16 protein-coding genes are annotated in these 15,449 nt (G+C 65.1%); 10 read left to right on the forward strand and 6 right to left on the reverse strand.

The window, feature by feature from the left end; genetic code table 11:
• The first annotated feature begins 165 nt into the window (after positions 1-165).
• The 4 genes from trxA to R2676_RS09290 all read left to right on the forward strand — a co-directional run bounded on the left by trxA (position 166) and on the right by R2676_RS09290 (position 2,606).
• Entirely contained in the window at positions 166-1,011 is an 846-nt protein-coding gene (gene trxA, locus R2676_RS09275) for a thioredoxin (RefSeq protein WP_206275633.1), read from the forward strand.
• 10 nt (positions 1,012-1,021) lie between these two features.
• Positions 1,022-1,687, forward strand: coding sequence for a DsbA family protein (locus R2676_RS09280; RefSeq protein WP_206275634.1), 666 nt, complete (start codon positions 1,022-1,024; stop codon positions 1,685-1,687).
• 81 nt (positions 1,688-1,768) lie between these two features.
• Positions 1,769-2,185, forward strand: a complete 417-nt coding sequence (locus R2676_RS09285; RefSeq protein WP_206275635.1) for a bacteriohemerythrin — start codon at positions 1,769-1,771, stop codon at positions 2,183-2,185.
• Between the two features lie 97 nt (positions 2,186-2,282).
• The gene (locus R2676_RS09290) at positions 2,283-2,606 is read left to right on the forward strand and encodes a thioredoxin domain-containing protein (RefSeq protein WP_206275636.1); all 324 of its coding nucleotides are present in this window, start codon (positions 2,283-2,285) and stop codon (positions 2,604-2,606) included.
• Positions 2,607-2,618: 12 nt separating this feature from the next.
• Here the strand turns inward: R2676_RS09290 and tcdA are convergent, their stop codons facing one another.
• Positions 2,619-3,521, reverse strand: a complete 903-nt coding sequence (gene tcdA / locus R2676_RS09295; protein ID WP_206275637.1) for a tRNA cyclic N6-threonylcarbamoyladenosine(37) synthase TcdA — start codon at positions 3,519-3,521, stop codon at positions 2,619-2,621.
• An 81-nt stretch (positions 3,522-3,602) separates the two neighbouring features.
• Here tcdA and R2676_RS09300 point away from each other — a divergent pair, with 81 nt between their 5' ends.
• Positions 3,603-5,900 (forward strand): AsmA family protein, encoded by a 2,298-nt coding sequence (locus tag R2676_RS09300; RefSeq protein ID WP_206275638.1) that lies wholly within the window; start codon positions 3,603-3,605, stop codon positions 5,898-5,900.
• 21 nt (positions 5,901-5,921) lie between these two features.
• On the opposite strand, the gene R2676_RS09305 is transcribed toward R2676_RS09300, so the two are convergent.
• The 3 genes from R2676_RS09305 to R2676_RS09315 are packed head-to-tail and all read right to left on the reverse strand — an operon-like array spanning position 5,922 to position 9,302.
• On the reverse strand, positions 5,922-7,205 hold the full coding sequence (locus R2676_RS09305) for a c-type cytochrome (RefSeq protein WP_206275639.1): 1,284 nt from the start codon (positions 7,203-7,205) through the stop codon (positions 5,922-5,924).
• A 1-nt stretch (position 7,206) separates the two neighbouring features.
• Positions 7,207-8,817: a GMC family oxidoreductase gene (locus tag R2676_RS09310; protein ID WP_027677929.1), complete on the reverse strand. Its 1,611-nt coding sequence runs from the start codon at positions 8,815-8,817 to the stop codon at positions 7,207-7,209.
• Positions 8,817-9,302, reverse strand: a complete 486-nt coding sequence (locus R2676_RS09315; protein WP_027677930.1) for a sugar dehydrogenase complex small subunit — start codon at positions 9,300-9,302, stop codon at positions 8,817-8,819. Before R2676_RS09315 ends, R2676_RS09310 begins: the two co-directional genes overlap by 1 nt.
• 206 nt (positions 9,303-9,508) lie before the next feature.
• Between R2676_RS09315 and pdxH the strand changes: the two genes are divergently transcribed.
• The 3 genes from pdxH (at position 9,509) to R2676_RS09330 (ending at position 12,652) form a co-directional block, all read left to right on the forward strand.
• The gene (gene pdxH, locus R2676_RS09320) at positions 9,509-10,147 is read left to right on the forward strand and encodes a pyridoxamine 5'-phosphate oxidase (RefSeq protein ID WP_206275640.1); all 639 of its coding nucleotides are present in this window, start codon (positions 9,509-9,511) and stop codon (positions 10,145-10,147) included.
• Between the two features lie 194 nt (positions 10,148-10,341).
• Positions 10,342-11,562, forward strand: coding sequence for an SAM-dependent methyltransferase (locus R2676_RS09325; protein ID WP_102064740.1), 1,221 nt, complete (start codon positions 10,342-10,344; stop codon positions 11,560-11,562).
• Between the two features lie 4 nt (positions 11,563-11,566).
• Complete coding sequence (locus R2676_RS09330; RefSeq protein ID WP_206275641.1) at positions 11,567-12,652, forward strand: DUF72 domain-containing protein; 1,086 nt, start codon at positions 11,567-11,569, stop codon at positions 12,650-12,652.
• Between the two features lie 15 nt (positions 12,653-12,667).
• Here R2676_RS09330 and msrA read toward each other — a convergent pair whose 3' ends face one another.
• A complete protein-coding gene (gene msrA, locus R2676_RS09335) occupies positions 12,668-13,228 on the reverse strand; it encodes a peptide-methionine (S)-S-oxide reductase MsrA (RefSeq protein WP_009238772.1) in 561 nt (186 codons plus the stop codon).
• A 180-nt stretch (positions 13,229-13,408) separates the two neighbouring features.
• On the opposite strand from msrA, the gene R2676_RS09340 reads away from it, so the two are divergent.
• Complete coding sequence (locus R2676_RS09340) at positions 13,409-13,987, forward strand: flavin reductase family protein (protein WP_027677934.1); 579 nt, start codon at positions 13,409-13,411, stop codon at positions 13,985-13,987.
• Positions 13,988-14,113: 126 nt separating this feature from the next.
• On the opposite strand, the gene R2676_RS09345 is transcribed toward R2676_RS09340, so the two are convergent.
• Positions 14,114-14,638, reverse strand: a complete 525-nt coding sequence (locus R2676_RS09345) for an Lrp/AsnC family transcriptional regulator (RefSeq protein WP_065857144.1) — start codon at positions 14,636-14,638, stop codon at positions 14,114-14,116.
• Positions 14,639-14,786: 148 nt separating this feature from the next.
• Here R2676_RS09345 and kynB point away from each other — a divergent pair, with 148 nt between their 5' ends.
• Positions 14,787-15,416 (forward strand): arylformamidase, encoded by a 630-nt coding sequence (gene kynB, locus R2676_RS09350; RefSeq protein WP_206275642.1) that lies wholly within the window; start codon positions 14,787-14,789, stop codon positions 15,414-15,416.
• The last annotated feature ends 33 nt before the right edge of the window (positions 15,417-15,449 follow it).

Consider the following 15,449-nt stretch of genomic DNA (forward strand, 5'->3'; position numbering starts at 1 on the left):
CGAACGATCGTTCTATTTTCAACCGTTGCTCTGACATACGTTATTGCGGCGGGCAGACGGACGGCAGACGGCCTCGAAACGGCCCGGTCCACCCCCAAGTAAAATGCCTGATACCTCTCGCCGGTGCATGTGCCGGCGCCATTGCCCCTCAGGAGAACCCCGACGATGAGCGACATCACCTCGCAGAATTTCGCGCAAGAAGTGATCGATACCTCTCGCCAGATCCCGGTGCTGGTCGATTTTTGGGCGCCATGGTGCGGCCCCAGACGCACATTGGGTCCGATGCTGGAAAAGCTGGAAGCCGAATACGCCGGCAAATGGAAGCTCGCCAAGATCAACTCGGACGAAAACCCCGAGCTTTCCGCCCAGTTCCACGTCCGCAGCATCCCGTACGTGGTGGCGTTCGTGGATGGCAAGCCGGTCGACCAGTTCGTCGGCGTTTTGCCGGAAGCGCAATTGCGCGCGTTCCTTGACCGCGTGATCCCGCAACCCGCTGAAGTCGCCTATCGCGAAGGGCTGGCCGCGAGCCAGGCCGGCGAAACCGCCCACGCGCGCGAAGCATTCCAGAACGCCCTGGCCTTCGACCCCGGCTTCGACGCCGCGCGCTTTGCGCTGGTGAACCTGCTCCTCGACACCGGCGATGCGCACGCCGCGCAGGACGAATTCGCATTGCTCTCGCCCAAGGCGCCGCAGGACGAGCGCTATGCCCCGCTCGAAACGCGCCTGAGGGCCACCGAACGGGCCGATACGCTGCCCGATGCCGGCGCCCTGCGCACCGTCGTGGAAGCGCAACCGGACAACCTGCAGGCGCGGCTCGACCTGGCGCAGCAGTACATCGCCGGGCAGGATTACGAAGCGGCCCTGGAGCAATTGCTCGCCATCGTCGAGCGGGATCGCGCCTTCCGCGACGACATTGCGCGCAAGACGATGGTCTCGGTATTCGACATGATGCGCGACGCGCCCCAGGCGGTATCACACTGGCGCCGGCAGCTCGCGTCCAAATTGAATTGAGGCAGCCATCATGCGATTGATCTACGTGGCCGATCCGATGTGTTCGTGGTGCTACGGCTTCGGCCCGCAATTGGCTGACCTGCGCAAGCGGCTGGCGGACACGCTGGGTGCGCCGGTGCCTCTTACGGTCATCACGGGGGGCCTGCGCCCGGGCCAGCGGGAGCCGATGGCCGCCGACAAGCGCGACGAAATCCTCCACCACTGGCATGCCGTGGCCGAACGCAGCGGCATGCCGTTCGACCAGTCGCCTCAGGTGGCCATGCGACGCGACGGCTTTGTCTACGACACCGAACCCGCCTGCCGCGCCGTCGTCATGGCGCGCGAACACTGGGCCGAGGACGACGAACGCGTCCTCACCGTCTTTCACGCGATCCAGCACGCCTTCTACGCTGAAGGGCGCGACACCACACAAGCCGATGTGCTGCGCGACGTTGCGCTCGCCAATGGCGTCCAGGCGGAACACTTCGATGCCGTGTTCGACACGGATGCCCTGCGCAGCGAGACACGCGAAGACTTCCGACTCTCGCGCCGCTGGGGCATCAATGGCTTCCCGAGCCTGCTGGCCGAACAAGGCGGCACGTTGTACCAGATCGGGCGTGGCTATGCGCCATCGGTGGCGCTCTATGCGCGGGCGGTGGAAGTGCTGCAGCAGCATCCCGCCCCGGACGTCGGCTAACAGGTTTGCCCGTCGTCAAACTGCGGCGCGGTGTGCCTCGCTTAAGCTGATCGCCTCGCCCATCCCATTTCCCAGCCTGCCATGCCCGTGATCGAATGGTCGGAAGCGCTCCAACTCGGAGACGCCGCCACCGACGCCAACCACGTCGAGTTCTGCACGCTGCTCAATGCCGTTGCAGATGCATCGGACGCCGAGTTCATCCACGCGCTCGACGCCTTCATCGACCACACCGAGCATCACTTCGCTGAAGAAAACGCCTGGATGGACGCGGCCGACTTTCCCCCGCGTCACTGCCATCGCGGCGAACACGACAACGTGCTGGCGCTGTGCCGGGAAGTGCGCAAGCGCGCCGCGGCCGGCGAGATGGAATTGGGCCGTCGGCTGGTGGCGGAATTGCCGGCCTGGTTTGCCCAACATGTCGACGTGATGGACCGCATGATGACGACGTATCTGGCGCAAATGGGCAGCCCGCTGCGCAATATCGAGCCCGTCGCCTGAACACAGGTTGTCGACCGGCGGTCTGCTGCCTAGAGTCAGAGTGGCCCTGCCCGCAGGCCTTCGTTGCGCGGGCGTCCACTCCACCCTGGGAGCGCCCATGAAGACCGTCAACGATGCCTCGTTTCAATCCGATGTGATCGACGCCTCGCAACGCAACCCGGTGGTGGTGTGCTTTGCCGCAGAGTGGAGTCACCCCAGCCAGTCCGCCGTGGCCAGCCTTGAACAGATGGAGTCGAGCTACGCCGGACGCGCCACCTTCGTCACCATGGACTTCGACGAAAACCAGCACACCGCCGATCGATACGGTGTGTCGGTCATGCCGGGCTTTGTTGTCTTTGCCAACAGCCAGCCGCGAGACGGATGGTCGGGCGTGTACGCCGACGCCATCCGCGAGAAGCTGGATCAGGTCATCCCGCGATAAGGCCGCACGCCGTCACACAGCGGCGATCGCGCGCAGCGCCGTTGACGCGGCCACCATCCCGAACACCGCCGTCACACATACGGACGAACCAAAGCCCGCGCACGCCAGGCCTTGCGGCCCCTGCGCAGGCTGTGGCGCGGGCGGCGCGTTGACCACGGCAATGTCACCCGCCGCTGCAAGGTCGTCGATGCCGGCGTGGCTCGACTCGACCGGCAACTCGACGGCGCATGCCTGCTGCTCAGGTTCGGGGTAGCGCAACGGCTCGTCGGAGAACACCGCGTCGATCCCGAAACGCGACTTCGGGTTCTTCGAAAAGCCGTGCTGGCGACGCAGGTTGCCGCGCACCTTGGCCAGCAGCGGGTCTTGAATCGTGCGCGAGAGATCGGTCACGCGAATGCGTGTGGGGTCCAGTTGCCCGCCCGCGGCGCCGCACGTCACGACGCGCTTGCCGGTGCGCTTGCAGAACGCGATGATGGCCGTTTTCACCTTCACCGCGTCGATGGCGTCGATCACGTAGTCGAACGGGTGGCCGAGCAATGCCTCGACGTTTTCGACGGTCACGAAATCATCGATGCGGCTGATTTCTGCGCGTGGATTGATCTGGAGAATGCGCTCGGCCATGGCGTCGACCTTGGCCATGCCATACGCGTCGCCCAGCGCGTGAATCTGGCGGTTGGTGTTGGACACGGCAATGTGATCGAGGTCGATCAGCGTGAACTTGCCGACACCGCAACGCGCCACCGCCTCAGCCACCCACGACCCCACGCCGCCGATGCCGATCACGCACACGTGCGCCGCCGCAAACCGCTCGAGGGCCTGCGGGCCGTACAACCGGGCGACGCCGCCAAACCGGCGTGCGTATTCATCATCGAGGATGGGCGGGTGCGCGGGCGCGCTGATTGCTACTTGGCTCATGACACAATTGAATCGTGGTTGCGCCGAACTATATATCAACGCGCGCGGTCGCATTTTTGTGCCAATTCCAACAAAAACACGATGCGTACATCCGGCAAACTCGCCCTCGGACTGGTCATCACACCCGTCGTCATCGTGGCAGCGGCGGTCATCTTTGTGCTGACGTTCGACTGGAACCGAGCCAGGCCCTATCTGAATGACCGCGTTTCGCAAGCCATCGGGCGGCCCTTTGCCATCAACGGCGACCTGATCCTCTCGTGGAAGAAGCCTCAGGGCGAATCCGGCTGGCGCGCCTATGTGCCGTGGCCGCGACTGATCGCCAATGACATCACGGTCGGCAACCCGGACTGGGCCAAGCAACCGCACGTCGCCACCATCCATCAACTCACGTTTGTGCTGGAGGCGCTGCCGCTGCTGGCGCATCGCATCGTTATCCCCAGCGTGACGCTCGACACGCCCGCCATTGCGCTGGAGCGCGACAAGCAGAACCGCAACAACTGGACGTTCAACCTGGCCGGCAGCGAGGGCGACAACAAGAAGCCATCGGATTGGAAACTGGACCTGCGGGAGATCGCATTCAGCAAGGGCTCGCTCGCGCTGGACGACGACATCAAGCGCATCCACCTGACCGCAACCATCGACACCGTCGACAACCAGGCGCTCTACACCGCGGCCAACGGCACCGTCGTCAAGAGCGCGGACCAGCCCGCCAAGGTGCCGGCTGCTTCGGGCGCAGCCGCTTCCGACACTGCAGCGCAGACACCGGTGGCGCCCGATCCGCAGCAGCCTTACGGCATCGCGTGGACCGTCAAGGGCACCTACAACAACGCCACCATCAACGGCACCGGCAAGGCCGGCGGCGTGCTCCGTCTGCAGGACGCCCGACGTCCTTACCCGCTGCAGGCCGATGTGACAGTGGGCAAGACGCGCATCGACCTGGCTGGCACGCTCACCAACCCTGCCAGCCTGACGGCGCTCGATTTGCGTCTGCACTTATCGGGCGCAAGCATGGCGCAGTTGTATCCGCTGACCGGCGTGGTGCTGCCTGACACGCCGCCGTTTGACACGCGCGGCCGCCTGATCGGCGAACTGCGCAAGCAAGGCTCGACGTGGCGCTACGAGAAATTCACGGGGCGCGTGGGCGGCTCCGATCTGGGCGGCACGCTCACTTATGCGATGCGCGAGCCGCGTGCGCAATTGACGGGCGAACTGGTCTCGCATCAATTGCTGTTTGCCGACCTCGCGCCGATCATCGGTGCCGACTCCAACGCCAGCAAGGCCAAGCGGGCCGACCCGAGCGCCGACCCCGACGACAGCAAAACCGTGCGCCAGCCCGCCGACAAGGTCTTGCCGGTCGAGCCCTTCCGCACCGATCGCTGGAACGCCATCGACGCCGACGTGAAGTTCACCGGTGAGCGCATCGTCCAGACCGCCGACCTGCCGATCAACCACCTCGTTACGCACATCAAGCTGCAGGACGCGGTGCTCACGCTCGATCCGCTCAACTTCGGCATTGCGGGCGGCACGCTCACGTCCAACATCCAGCTCGACGGACACGCCACGCCGATGCAGGCGCGCGCGGCGCTGGCGGCACGGCATTTCAAGATCAAGCAACTGTTTCCGAAAATCGAATCGGTGCGCGCCAGCGTGGGCGAGATCAACGGCGACGCCCGGCTCTCGGCGACGGGCAATTCCGTGGCAGCGCTGCTCGGATCGTCCAACGGCGAGGTCAAGATCCTGGTGGAGCAAGGCACCATCAGCAAGTTCATCCTGGAAGCCATGGGGCTGAACGTCGGCAACGTGATCCTGACCAAGCTCTTCGGCGACAAGCAGGTCACCATCAACTGCGCGGCCGGGGACTTTGCCGTGAGCAACGGCCTGGCGCAGGCGCGCACGTTCGTGGTGGATACGCAGGATGCCGTCATCGATGTGACCGGCGCGACGAGCTTCAAGCAGGAAGCGCTGGACTTCACCATCCACCCGGATTCAAAGGGGCTGCGCGTGTTTTCGCTGCGCACGCCGCTATATGTGAAAGGCACGTACAAGCATCCGGATGTGTCCGTCAATCCGGCCGTCGTGGCGCTGCGAGCAGGCGGTGCAGTGGCGCTGGCGCTGACGGCGCCGGTGGCGGCGGTATTGCCGGTGCTGGAACTGAAGCCGGCGCCGGAGAGCGCCTGCGGCGAGCTGCTCGCCGACGTTCGCCAGCGCCCCACGGCGCCGCCACCCGGCCAGACGTATCACAGCAAGAAGCCGGGGCGCACGCCGGAAGGCGAGTTGAAATCGGCACAACCCGACGCGGGCAAGAGTGCGGCGCCCCAGCGTCCTGCACCCCGCCCCGCCGCACCCGCGTCGCGCGATCCGCTGACCACCGGCGGCTGACCTGCCGCCGGCGCGGTGGCGCTACTTGGCTGAGCGCAGCTTGGAGATGGCTTCCGCGGTCACTGCCGGCGTGGCGGGGTCGCCAAACTGGCGCGTAACGTAGTTCGTCAGCGCTGCCAACTGTTCGTTCGATAGCTCGCGTCCAAATGCGGGCATGCCGATGTGCCGGTCGCCCGCCTTGCGGTCAATGCCGAACAGAATGACCTGCACGAGGTTGGTCGTATCCCGCGTGCCGACCGTGGAGTTGTGCAGCAGCGGCGGGTAGTAACCATCGGGCGTGCCGCGTCCATCGGCCTGGTGACATGTAGCGCAATTGCCGAGATACAGGCGCGCGGCGTCGATGGTGGTCTCGATGGGCTTGCCGCGCAGCGTCGTCACATCGGTGGCGGGCTTGCCCCAATCCTGCCGTGCGCGTTCGAGGTTGTTGCTCACCGCAGGCACCGTCCGTAGATATTCGGCGATGGCCTGGACGTCCTGCATCGTCATCTTCGAAAAGCTGTGCTGCACCGCTTCGCCCATCGGCCCCGCGGCCTGTGCCACGCCGGGCACGCTGCCGGTGCGCAGGTATTGCACAAGCTGTTCGGGCTTCCATGCGCCAATGCCGCTCGTGGGGTCCGACGTGATGTTGAACGCTGTCCAGCCGGCCAGCGTCGAGCCCGCCAGATAGCCGCTGCCGCGCTCGTCCAGCGCCTTCTCCTGCATGGCAAAACCGCGCGGTGTATGGCACGTGCCGCAATGCGCCAGGCCCTGCGTGAGGTAGGCACCGCGATTCCACGTCGGCGACTTGTCGGCCTTCCGAACGTACGGCTCGCTCTTGAGGAAGATGAGATTCCACAGCTTGAGCGGCCACCGCATGTTCAACGGCCAGCGGATGGTGCTGCGCGGCCGTCGGTTTTCCACGGCCGTCACACCGTTGCGGAAGTACGCATAAAGATCGCGCAAGTCCGCATCGCTGATCTTTGCGTACGACGGATACGGCATGGCCGGATACAGGTTGTTGCCGTCATCGTCCACGCCTTTGCGCACGGCGCGCTCGAATTCTTCGTAGGTCCATTTGCCGATGCCGGTCTTCTCATCGGGCGTGATGTTGCTGCTGTAAATGGTGCCCAGCATCGGAATCTGCATCGGCAAGCCGCCGGCAAACGGCTTGCCGCCGGGCGCCGTATGGCAGGCCGCGCAGTCGGCCGCAATGGCGAGGTATTCGCCGCGTTTGATCTGCGCGGTGTCGGCCGGGGTGTCCTTCGCCCACGCATTGGCCACCAGGCCGGTCAACAACAGCAGTGAGAAAGAAGCGATCGTTTTCATCTCACGCCTCCTTCTTCAGTTGATCGGCGATCCGCAATGCCAGCGCCGCGATGGTCAGCGTCACGTTGACAGTGCCCACCGTCGGCATGGTCGAACTGCTGCTGATGAACAGGTTCGGGTGGTCAAACGTCCGGCAATCCTTGTCGACCACGGAGTCTTTCGGATCGGCACCCATGATCGTGGCGCCGGTGATGTGATTGTTGGGCGCGAAGTCGTCGTGAAACTCGACATTGGTGCCGCCCATCACCTGCGCTGCCGTTGCGTAGACCTCGCGTGTATGCACGGCACTGCGTTTGACGTAGTCGTCGATGTGGTACGTGATCTCCGGGCGCGGAATGCCAATGGCGTCGACCTCCGTCGTGCTCGGCACGATGCGGTTTTCCGGCAGCGGCAGGATCTCGTGGAAACTGTCGAACTGCACGTAGCGCGCGGCCTGGTCGCGGATGCGCGCATCCAGTTCGGCGGGCTTGATGAGCTTGCCTTCCTTGAAGATGCGCTGCGTCTCCTGCTCGATGCGCGAGATGTTCGACAGGTGCAGCTTCTTGCCGGCCTGCGTGGCGCGGAATGGCCCGTCACGAAAGCCGATCAGCGAGGTCATTTCCTGCGGCCCGCGGCCCGGCCACAACTTGCGGTCGGCATAAAAACTCACGCCGGTGCCGGGGTGGTCCATCAGGTTGCGCCCCACCATGTCGGAGCTGTTGCCAACGCCCTTCGGAAAATCCTGGCTGGTCGACATCAGCATCAGCTTGGGCGTTTCGATGCCGTTGGCGGCCAGCACGAACCATTTGCCTTCCACGCGGTGCTCGGCGCCTTTCGCGTCTTTGTAACGCGCAGCGACGATGCGCTTGTTGGGGCCGACCTCGAGCTTGAAGACCACGGCGTTCTCGATCAGCCGCGCGCCGGCCTGCTCGGCTTTCTCCACGTGGACGATGCCGTTGTACATCGCACCGATCGGGCAGATCGGCATGCAGTTGTTGTTGCCGCAGCAGGTCGGGCGGCCGTCGTACGGGCGGCTGTTGCGCGCCACCGGCTCGGTCACCACGTGGAAGCTCGCGTCGTGCGCGTTGAGTGCATCCTTGATCGTGCGTTCACTGAATGACAGCGGAAGCGGCGCCATGGGATACGGCTGGCTGCGCGGCGAGCCGAGGTCTTCGTCGTTCGGGCCCCATACGCCCAGGGCCTCCTCAGCCAGGCCGTAATAGCGCTCAAGATCCTGATACTGGATCGGCCAGTCGCGCGCGATGCCGTACACGCTGCGCAGCTTGAAGTCGTTCGGCAAAAAGCGCCACGTCGATGCGGCCCAGTGCCACGTCGTGCCGCCTACCGCGCGAATGTATTGCGAGTTGAACTGATGTTCGCCCTTGAGCACGAGGTAATTGTTGGGCGGGCCATATTCCGGGTGCGGCGCCCATGGCGTCGACGGATATGGCGCCATGAAGTCCATCTTGTCGGCCTGGTTGCGGAAGCGCTCGACGATCTCCCAGCGCGGCAGGCGCGGGCCGGCTTCGAGCATCAGCACCGACTTGCCCGCGCGGGCCAGTTCGTACGCCACCAGCGCCCCGGCCACGCCGGAGCCCACGACCACGATATCGGCTTGTTGGGTATCGGCCATCAGGCTTGCCTCTCGACAGGGGGCTCGGCCCAGAAGCCGGGCTGGTTCGGGCAATACGTGCGGATGACGAGCGTGTCGGAGACCACGCTGTACATCAGCGCCTGCTCGTACGTAACGACATTGCCGTCGACCACACCCAGGTACCACGCTTCCAGAATCTGCAGCGCCGTCTTCTGCTGTGCGTCGGACAGCGAGCCCGCTGCCAGCGCCTGCGCCAGCGGTCGCAATTGCGCGGCAAAGTCGGCGCTGGATTTGCCCAGCGCGGCCAGCAACCGCGTGCCCACGCCGCGATCCAGCGCGGGCCGTGCCGTCAGCGCCTGTGACAACGCCATGAATGCATCGAGCGATTCAGTCGGGGCCTGGGCGACCGCACGCAGCACCTGCGAGCCCGCCAGCCCGGCCGCAGCCAACGCGAGCGTGCCCTGCAGCCACTGGCGGCGCGTCAAGCCAGCGGCGGTGTCGGGAACATGGGAACGGGGGACCATTTCGACATCCTGTTGAAATTTTTGTGGCAGACATGGCAAGCGCCGCGGCCTGATGCCCTTGACTAGCCAATATAGGCGGCGCAGAAGGGATCGCCAGCCCCCGGCGGCAAGCGCAAACCGTGCCAGCCCCCTTTGCGCGCAAGCAAATAACGGCAGGCGGCGTTTGTCTATACTCGCCCCGTTCGCCTGCCGCATTCGCCACGCCCATGACCTCCATTGCCGATATCCGCACCGATTACGCCCGCGCTTCGCTCGACATCGCCGACGTCGACGCCAACCCCCTGCGCCAGTTCCGCCGCTGGTTCGACGAGGCCCTGAAGGCCGAGATCGCTGAAGTCAACGCCATGACGCTCGCCACCGTCGACCCGCATGGCCAGCCGTCGGCCCGCATCGTCCTGCTTAAGAACCTGGACGAACGGGGCTTCACCTTCTTCACGAACTACGCCAGCCACAAGGGCGAAGAACTGGCCGCCAACCCCCGCGCAGCGCTGCTGTTCCACTGGATCGGGCTGGAGCGGCAAGTGCGCATCCAGGGCATCGTCGAAAAAGTGAGCGACGCCGAAAGCGACGCCTATTACCACTCGCGCCCGCTAGGCTCCCGTCTGGGCGCCTGGGCCTCGGAGCAAAGCAGCGAAGTGCCCGACCGCGCAACGCTGGAAGCCCGCGAAGCCGAATACCGCCAGCGCTTTGGCGACGCGCCGCCGCGCCCGCCGCACTGGGGCGGCTACCGGCTGCTCCCGGAGCGGCTCGAATTCTGGCAAGGCCGCCCTTCGCGCCTGCACGACCGGCTGGAGTACCGCAAACAGGCGGATGGCAGTTGGGCGATCGTCCGCCTTGCCCCATAGTCGGGCAGGCCGGCGCAATGCGTTATTGCGCATTGCGTCATGCCGGCACGGCGCTTGCTGCCACGCGATTGGCCCGGCAGGCGCCCCTAAGACCCGCACAGCACAATGGGAAAGTTTGTCGTAAGCTAATGTGATCCGTTCGGGCCGCAATCCGATGGCCGCCCCGAACACCTGCACATCAGGGAGGCGTCGACATGTTTTTCCAACAGGCGATTGACCGCAAACTCGAGCAGTGGATCCACGACATCCGCGAGTCTGCCAACCTTCCTGTACGCCTGCGGTTATGGAACGGTGATCAATACGAACTGGGCCGCTTCGAGCAGCCCCGCGTCACGCTCACCGTGCGCGAAGCGAGCGCCCTGCCGCTGCTGCTTTCTCCGACCCTCAACAATCTCGGCGAAGCCTACGTTCAGGAGAAGATCGACCTGGACGGCAAGCTGGCCGACATCATCAACGTGGGTTACAGCTTGGCCTCTGCGGCGGCAGTCAGCAGCGGCAATGCGCTGGCCCGCGTGGTGCGCCACTTTGCCCACACCAAGGAAGGCGACAAGGAATCGATCCAGTACCACTACGACGTTTCCAACGACTTCTACAAGCTGTGGCTGGACCAGAACATGGTCTACTCTTGCGCCTACTTCGAGAACGGCGATGAAACGCTCGACGAGGCGCAGCTCAAGAAGATCGACCACATTCTCACGAAGATCCGCCTGCAGCCCGGGCAAACGCTGCTCGATATCGGCTGCGGCTGGGGCGCGCTGGTGCTGCGTGCCGCGCAAAAGTACGGCGCGCGCTGCCTGGGCGTGACGCTGTCGCAAAACCAATACGACCTCGCCACCGAACGCGTGCGCGCGGCCGGCCTGCAAGACCAGATCGAAATCCGTATCCAGGACTACCGCGACCTGACCGGCAAGTTCGATCGCATCACGAGCGTCGGCATGTTCGAGCACGTCGGGCGCAAGAACCTGCCGGGGTATTTCCGCCGCATGCACGACCTGCTGGCCGACGACGGCATCGCCATGAACCACGGCATCACGTCGTCCGATCCGGCCGGCGGCGAAAGCTCGATGGGCGGCGGCGATTTCATCGACCGCTACGTCTTTCCGCAAGGCGAGCTGCCGCACATCTCGCTGGCGCTGAGCGCCGCGCAGGATGGCGGCCTGGAAGCGCTTGACGTCGAAAGCCTGCGCCGCCACTATGCGCGCACGCTCGAGCACTGGGCCGAGCGCTTCGAGACCAACGGCGAAACCATCCGCGCGATGGTGGGCGAGAAGAAATACCGCATCTGGCGCGTCTACCTGGCCGGCTGCGCACACGCTTTCGACGCCGACGAAATCTCGATCTTCCAGACCGTGCTGCAGAAGGCCGGCAAGTCGGCGACGTCGATCCCGTGGTCGCGCCGCTATATCTACGCGTAACCATTTGACCGCCAGTTCCCCCATCGACGATCTGTTCGGCGCGCCGCCCGCCCCTAGCGAAAACGCGACCGCCGAACCCGGCACCTCCGCTCCGAAACCCAAACGCTCGCCCGCCCGACAGGGCGTGCAGCCGGCCGTGATTGCGCCCGATGTGGCGGCACTCGCGCAGCGCTTGCCGCGCGCCCTGCGCATCGGCACTTCGTCGTGGTCGTATCCGGGGTGGGACGGGCTCGTGTATGCGGGCGAGTACTCCGATTCGATGCTCGCGCGCAAAGGCCTGGCGGCGTATGCCCAGCACCCGCTGCTGCGCACGGTGAGCATCGATCGCGGCTTCTATTCGCCGATCCCACTGGCGGACTACGTCGCCTATGCGGCCAGCGTGCCGGAAGACTTTCGCTTTGCGGTCAAGGCGACCTCCGCAGTATGCGACGCGTGGATTCGGGAATCGGACGGGCGCGGCCGCATGGCCAATCCCGCCTTCCTGAATGCTGAATTTGCCATCCGCGACTTTGTCGAGCCCGCCACTCGCGGGCTGGGAACGCGGTGCGGGCCGCTGGTGTTTCAGCTCTCGCCACTGGGGGCGCTCTCCGAAGATGCGGCCGGCTTTGTGGAACGGCTCGAGGCGTTCCTGGCCGCGTTGCCGCCACTCGATCCGCAACGCAATCCCGACGCCGTCTACACGGTGGAATTGCGCGACGCCACGCTGCTCACGCCGCGCTTCATCAAGATGCTGCGCGCAGCAGGCGTGCGTTATTGCGTCGGCCTGCATGAGCGGATGCCGGCGGTGGACCGGCAAGCCGCCGCCGTGGCGTTGCTGGATGAAGGCGCGGGCGGCCCGCTGGTGGTGCGCTGGAACCTCAACAGCCGCTATCGCTACGCACAGGCCGAAGCGGCGTACAAACCGTTCAACAAGCTCGTCGATGAAGACCCGTTCTCGCGCGAGACGCTGGCCGACATGGCCGTCGCTGCGCTGGCGGCCGGGCGCAAGGTGACGATCCTGGTGAGCAACAAGGCGGAAGGATCGTCCCCGCTGTCGTGCATCAAGCTGGCCGAGGCCATTGCCGCGCGTCTACCGGCGGACGCGGCGTAGCCTCGGCGCGCTTTCTCAGCCCTGCAAGCGGTGCGCGAACTGCTTGCGGAACTTCGCCACCTTGGGCGAGATGACGAACGCGCAATAGCCCTGGGCCGGGTGGTCGCGGAAGTAGTTCTGGTGCTCATCCTCGGCGCGCCAGAACGTCACCTTGCCGTCAGCGGCATCCACCAGCTCCGTCACGATGGGCGCTTCAAAAATGTCGCTGGCGCCCAGTTCGGCAATGGCCGTGCGCGCCGTCGCCAACTGCTCGGGCGTTTGCGCAAAGATGGCCGAGCGGTATTGCGGGCCGACATCGTTGCCCTGGCGGTCGACGGTGGTCGGGTCGTGAATGGCGAAGAAGATGTCCAGAATCTCGCGATACGGAATCACGGCCGGGTCGAACTTCACGGCGACCACTTCAGCGTGGCCGGTATTGCCGTTGCAGACGGCACGGTAGCTCGGGCGATCGACATGGCCGCCGGCATAGCCGGACACCACGCTCTGCACGCCTTGCACCTGCTGGAACACGGCTTCCAGGCACCAGAAGCAGCCTCCGCCCAGGACGGCGGTTTCAAGGGCGCGTTGTTCAGTCATTCGGTTTCTCCTGCATTGATTGGGCTGCCATTGGTCGGCCGAAGACGCCAATCCTGACACAGTCGCCATGATGTGGACGCAGCATCACGCAAAGCCCTACGTCCGGGCGGCCTATCGGTCGTCCGTTACAATTGCGCATTACTTTCGGTAGTTTTCATGGACCAACACGGAGCCATTCCCATGGATGCGCGGGACAGGGAATCTTCCGCGCGCGAGGCGTCGTCACATCGACGCCCACATGGCCGCGCCACCCCGCCCGACTTCGATGCCGCGCATTTCCGGCATGCCCTGTCCCAGTTTGCGACTGGCGTGACGGTGGTCACCACGCGCTCCGAAGGCCGGCCAGGAACGCCGGCGTTTGTCGGTGTGACGGCCAGCTCGTTCAATTCGGTGTCGCTGGACCCGCCGCTGGTGCTGTGGAGTCTGGGCATGCAGGCGAATTCATTCCCGCTGTTCCACGCCGGCTCCCACTACGTCATCAATATCCTGGCCGCCGAGCAGCTGGACCTGTGCAAGCGCTTCGCCACGCTCAAGGGCGACCGCTTTGCCAACATCGACTACCGCCTCAGCCCGACCGGCCTGCCGATCCTCGCGCAATCATTGGCCTGGTTCGAATGCCATAACCGCAGCCGATACGACGAGGGCGATCACGTCATCTTCGTGGGCGAAGTCGAGCGCTGCGGCGTCGTCGACGCGGAGGGAGCGCCGCTGGTGTTTCATCGCGGCGCGTTTTCGTCGCTCACCCGCCTCGGCGACTGAGTCGCCGTCATGCGGCGGTAACGTCCTGGCCATGGCCCGCTTCAGTCGACAAGACACGGGCCACTATCCACTATCCGCGCATGCTTGCAGCGGGGCATTGACCCACGCCAGCAGGCGGAGCGCTAGTTAGCCCTTCCCGCGCTTGCCCGTCGCCCCGCCTTCCAGCGGACGCACGCCACGCGCGTCCATCAGCAGCGCGAGACCGCCCTCGCGGTCCTTGATGGTGCGCAAGACGATATTCGAACGGATATCCATCACGCCGGGCGTCTTGTACAGCCGCTCGATGATGAATTCCGAGTAGTGCTGCAGATTCGGCGCCTGCACGCGCAGGATGTAGTTGCAATCCCCGGTGATGATGTAAGCGGCCACGATCTCGGGCCAACTCTGCACGGCGGCCATGAACGTCTCGTGCCAGCCCGTCACGTCCTGGCGCATCGACACCTGCACGATCGCTTCCAGCTCCAGCCCGAGCGCGGCGCGGCCCAGTTGCGCCCGATAACCGGTGATGGCGCCGCCCTCTTCCAGCATCCGCACACGCCGCAGGCAGGCCGACGGCGACAGCGCGACGCGCTCCGCCAAATCCTGGTTGCTGATGCGCCCATCTTCCTGCAAGACCTGCAGAATGCGCAGATCGGTGGTATCGAGTTGCATCCTTCGTGTTTCCTTGCGCCATCTGGTTGTTACTTTGCATTTTATGCGAATCCACCGAGATAGCTCGCACGATTATGCAAACCCATTGCGCACGGATTTCCCTATCATTTCGGCACGGATTGCCCGATTTTTCTGCCCTGGAGCCGCCTTGGAACGCACTTTATGGGACATCAGCCCCGCCCTTTCCCCTGCCACACCGACGTGGCCTGGCGACACGCCGTTTTCGCAGGAAATTGCGTGGAAGCTCGAAGGTGACTGCCCGGTCAACGTCGGGCGCATCACGCTCTCGCCGCACACGGGCGCCCATGCCGATGCGCCGCTGCACTACCGCGCGGACGGCGCTGCCATCGGCCAGGTGCCGCTGGACGCCTACCTGGGCCCGTGCCGCGTTATCCACTGCGTGGGCGTGGCGCGCGTCGAGCCGGAACACGTGCGCGATGCATTGACCGACGTACCGCCGCGCGTGTTGCTGCGCACGTACGCACAGATGCCGCAGACCGCGTGGGACGACGACTTTGCCGCCGTTGCGCCCGAGACCATCGCGTTGCTCGCCGCGCACGGCGTCAAGCTCATCGGCGTCGACACCGCCTCGCTCGACCCGCAGACCTCCAAGACCATGGACGCGCACCACGCCGTGGGCAAACACGGCCTCGCCATCCTCGAAGGGCTCGTGCTCGACGACGTGCCCGCCGGCGATTACGAACTGATCGCCCTACCGCTGAAGTTCGCCACACTCGATGCGAGCCCAGTGCGCGCCGTGCTGCGCAGCCTCCCCTGATCGACACAAACGACAGAACACCCACCCTTTTTC

This window comes from Ralstonia flatus, from assembly GCF_958439105.1.
GTDB lineage: Bacteria > Pseudomonadota > Gammaproteobacteria > Burkholderiales > Burkholderiaceae > Ralstonia > Ralstonia flatus.

Bases quoted from the DNA above. Each gene is read 5' to 3' on its own strand.
- trxA (WP_206275633.1), top strand. From the start codon at position 166: ATGAGCGACATCACCTCGCAGAATTTCGCGCAAGAAGTGATCGATACC.
- R2676_RS09280 (WP_206275634.1), top strand. From the start codon at position 1,022: ATGCGATTGATCTACGTGGCCGATCCGATGTGTTCGTGGTGCTACGGC.
- R2676_RS09285 (WP_206275635.1), top strand. From the start codon at position 1,769: ATGCCCGTGATCGAATGGTCGGAAGCGCTCCAACTCGGAGACGCCGCC.
- R2676_RS09290 (WP_206275636.1), top strand. From the start codon at position 2,283: ATGAAGACCGTCAACGATGCCTCGTTTCAATCCGATGTGATCGACGCC.
- tcdA (WP_206275637.1), bottom strand. From the start codon at position 3,521: ATGAGCCAAGTAGCAATCAGCGCGCCCGCGCACCCGCCCATCCTCGAT.
- R2676_RS09300 (WP_206275638.1), top strand. From the start codon at position 3,603: ATGCGTACATCCGGCAAACTCGCCCTCGGACTGGTCATCACACCCGTC.
- R2676_RS09305 (WP_206275639.1), bottom strand. From the start codon at position 7,205: ATGAAAACGATCGCTTCTTTCTCACTGCTGTTGTTGACCGGCCTGGTG.
- R2676_RS09310 (WP_027677929.1), bottom strand. From the start codon at position 8,817: ATGGCCGATACCCAACAAGCCGATATCGTGGTCGTGGGCTCCGGCGTG.
- R2676_RS09315 (WP_027677930.1), bottom strand. From the start codon at position 9,302: ATGGTCCCCCGTTCCCATGTTCCCGACACCGCCGCTGGCTTGACGCGC.
- pdxH (WP_206275640.1), top strand. From the start codon at position 9,509: ATGACCTCCATTGCCGATATCCGCACCGATTACGCCCGCGCTTCGCTC.
- R2676_RS09325 (WP_102064740.1), top strand. From the start codon at position 10,342: ATGTTTTTCCAACAGGCGATTGACCGCAAACTCGAGCAGTGGATCCAC.
- msrA (WP_009238772.1), bottom strand. From the start codon at position 13,228: ATGACTGAACAACGCGCCCTTGAAACCGCCGTCCTGGGCGGAGGCTGC.
- R2676_RS09340 (WP_027677934.1), top strand. From the start codon at position 13,409: ATGGATGCGCGGGACAGGGAATCTTCCGCGCGCGAGGCGTCGTCACAT.
- R2676_RS09345 (WP_065857144.1), bottom strand. From the start codon at position 14,638: ATGCAACTCGATACCACCGATCTGCGCATTCTGCAGGTCTTGCAGGAA.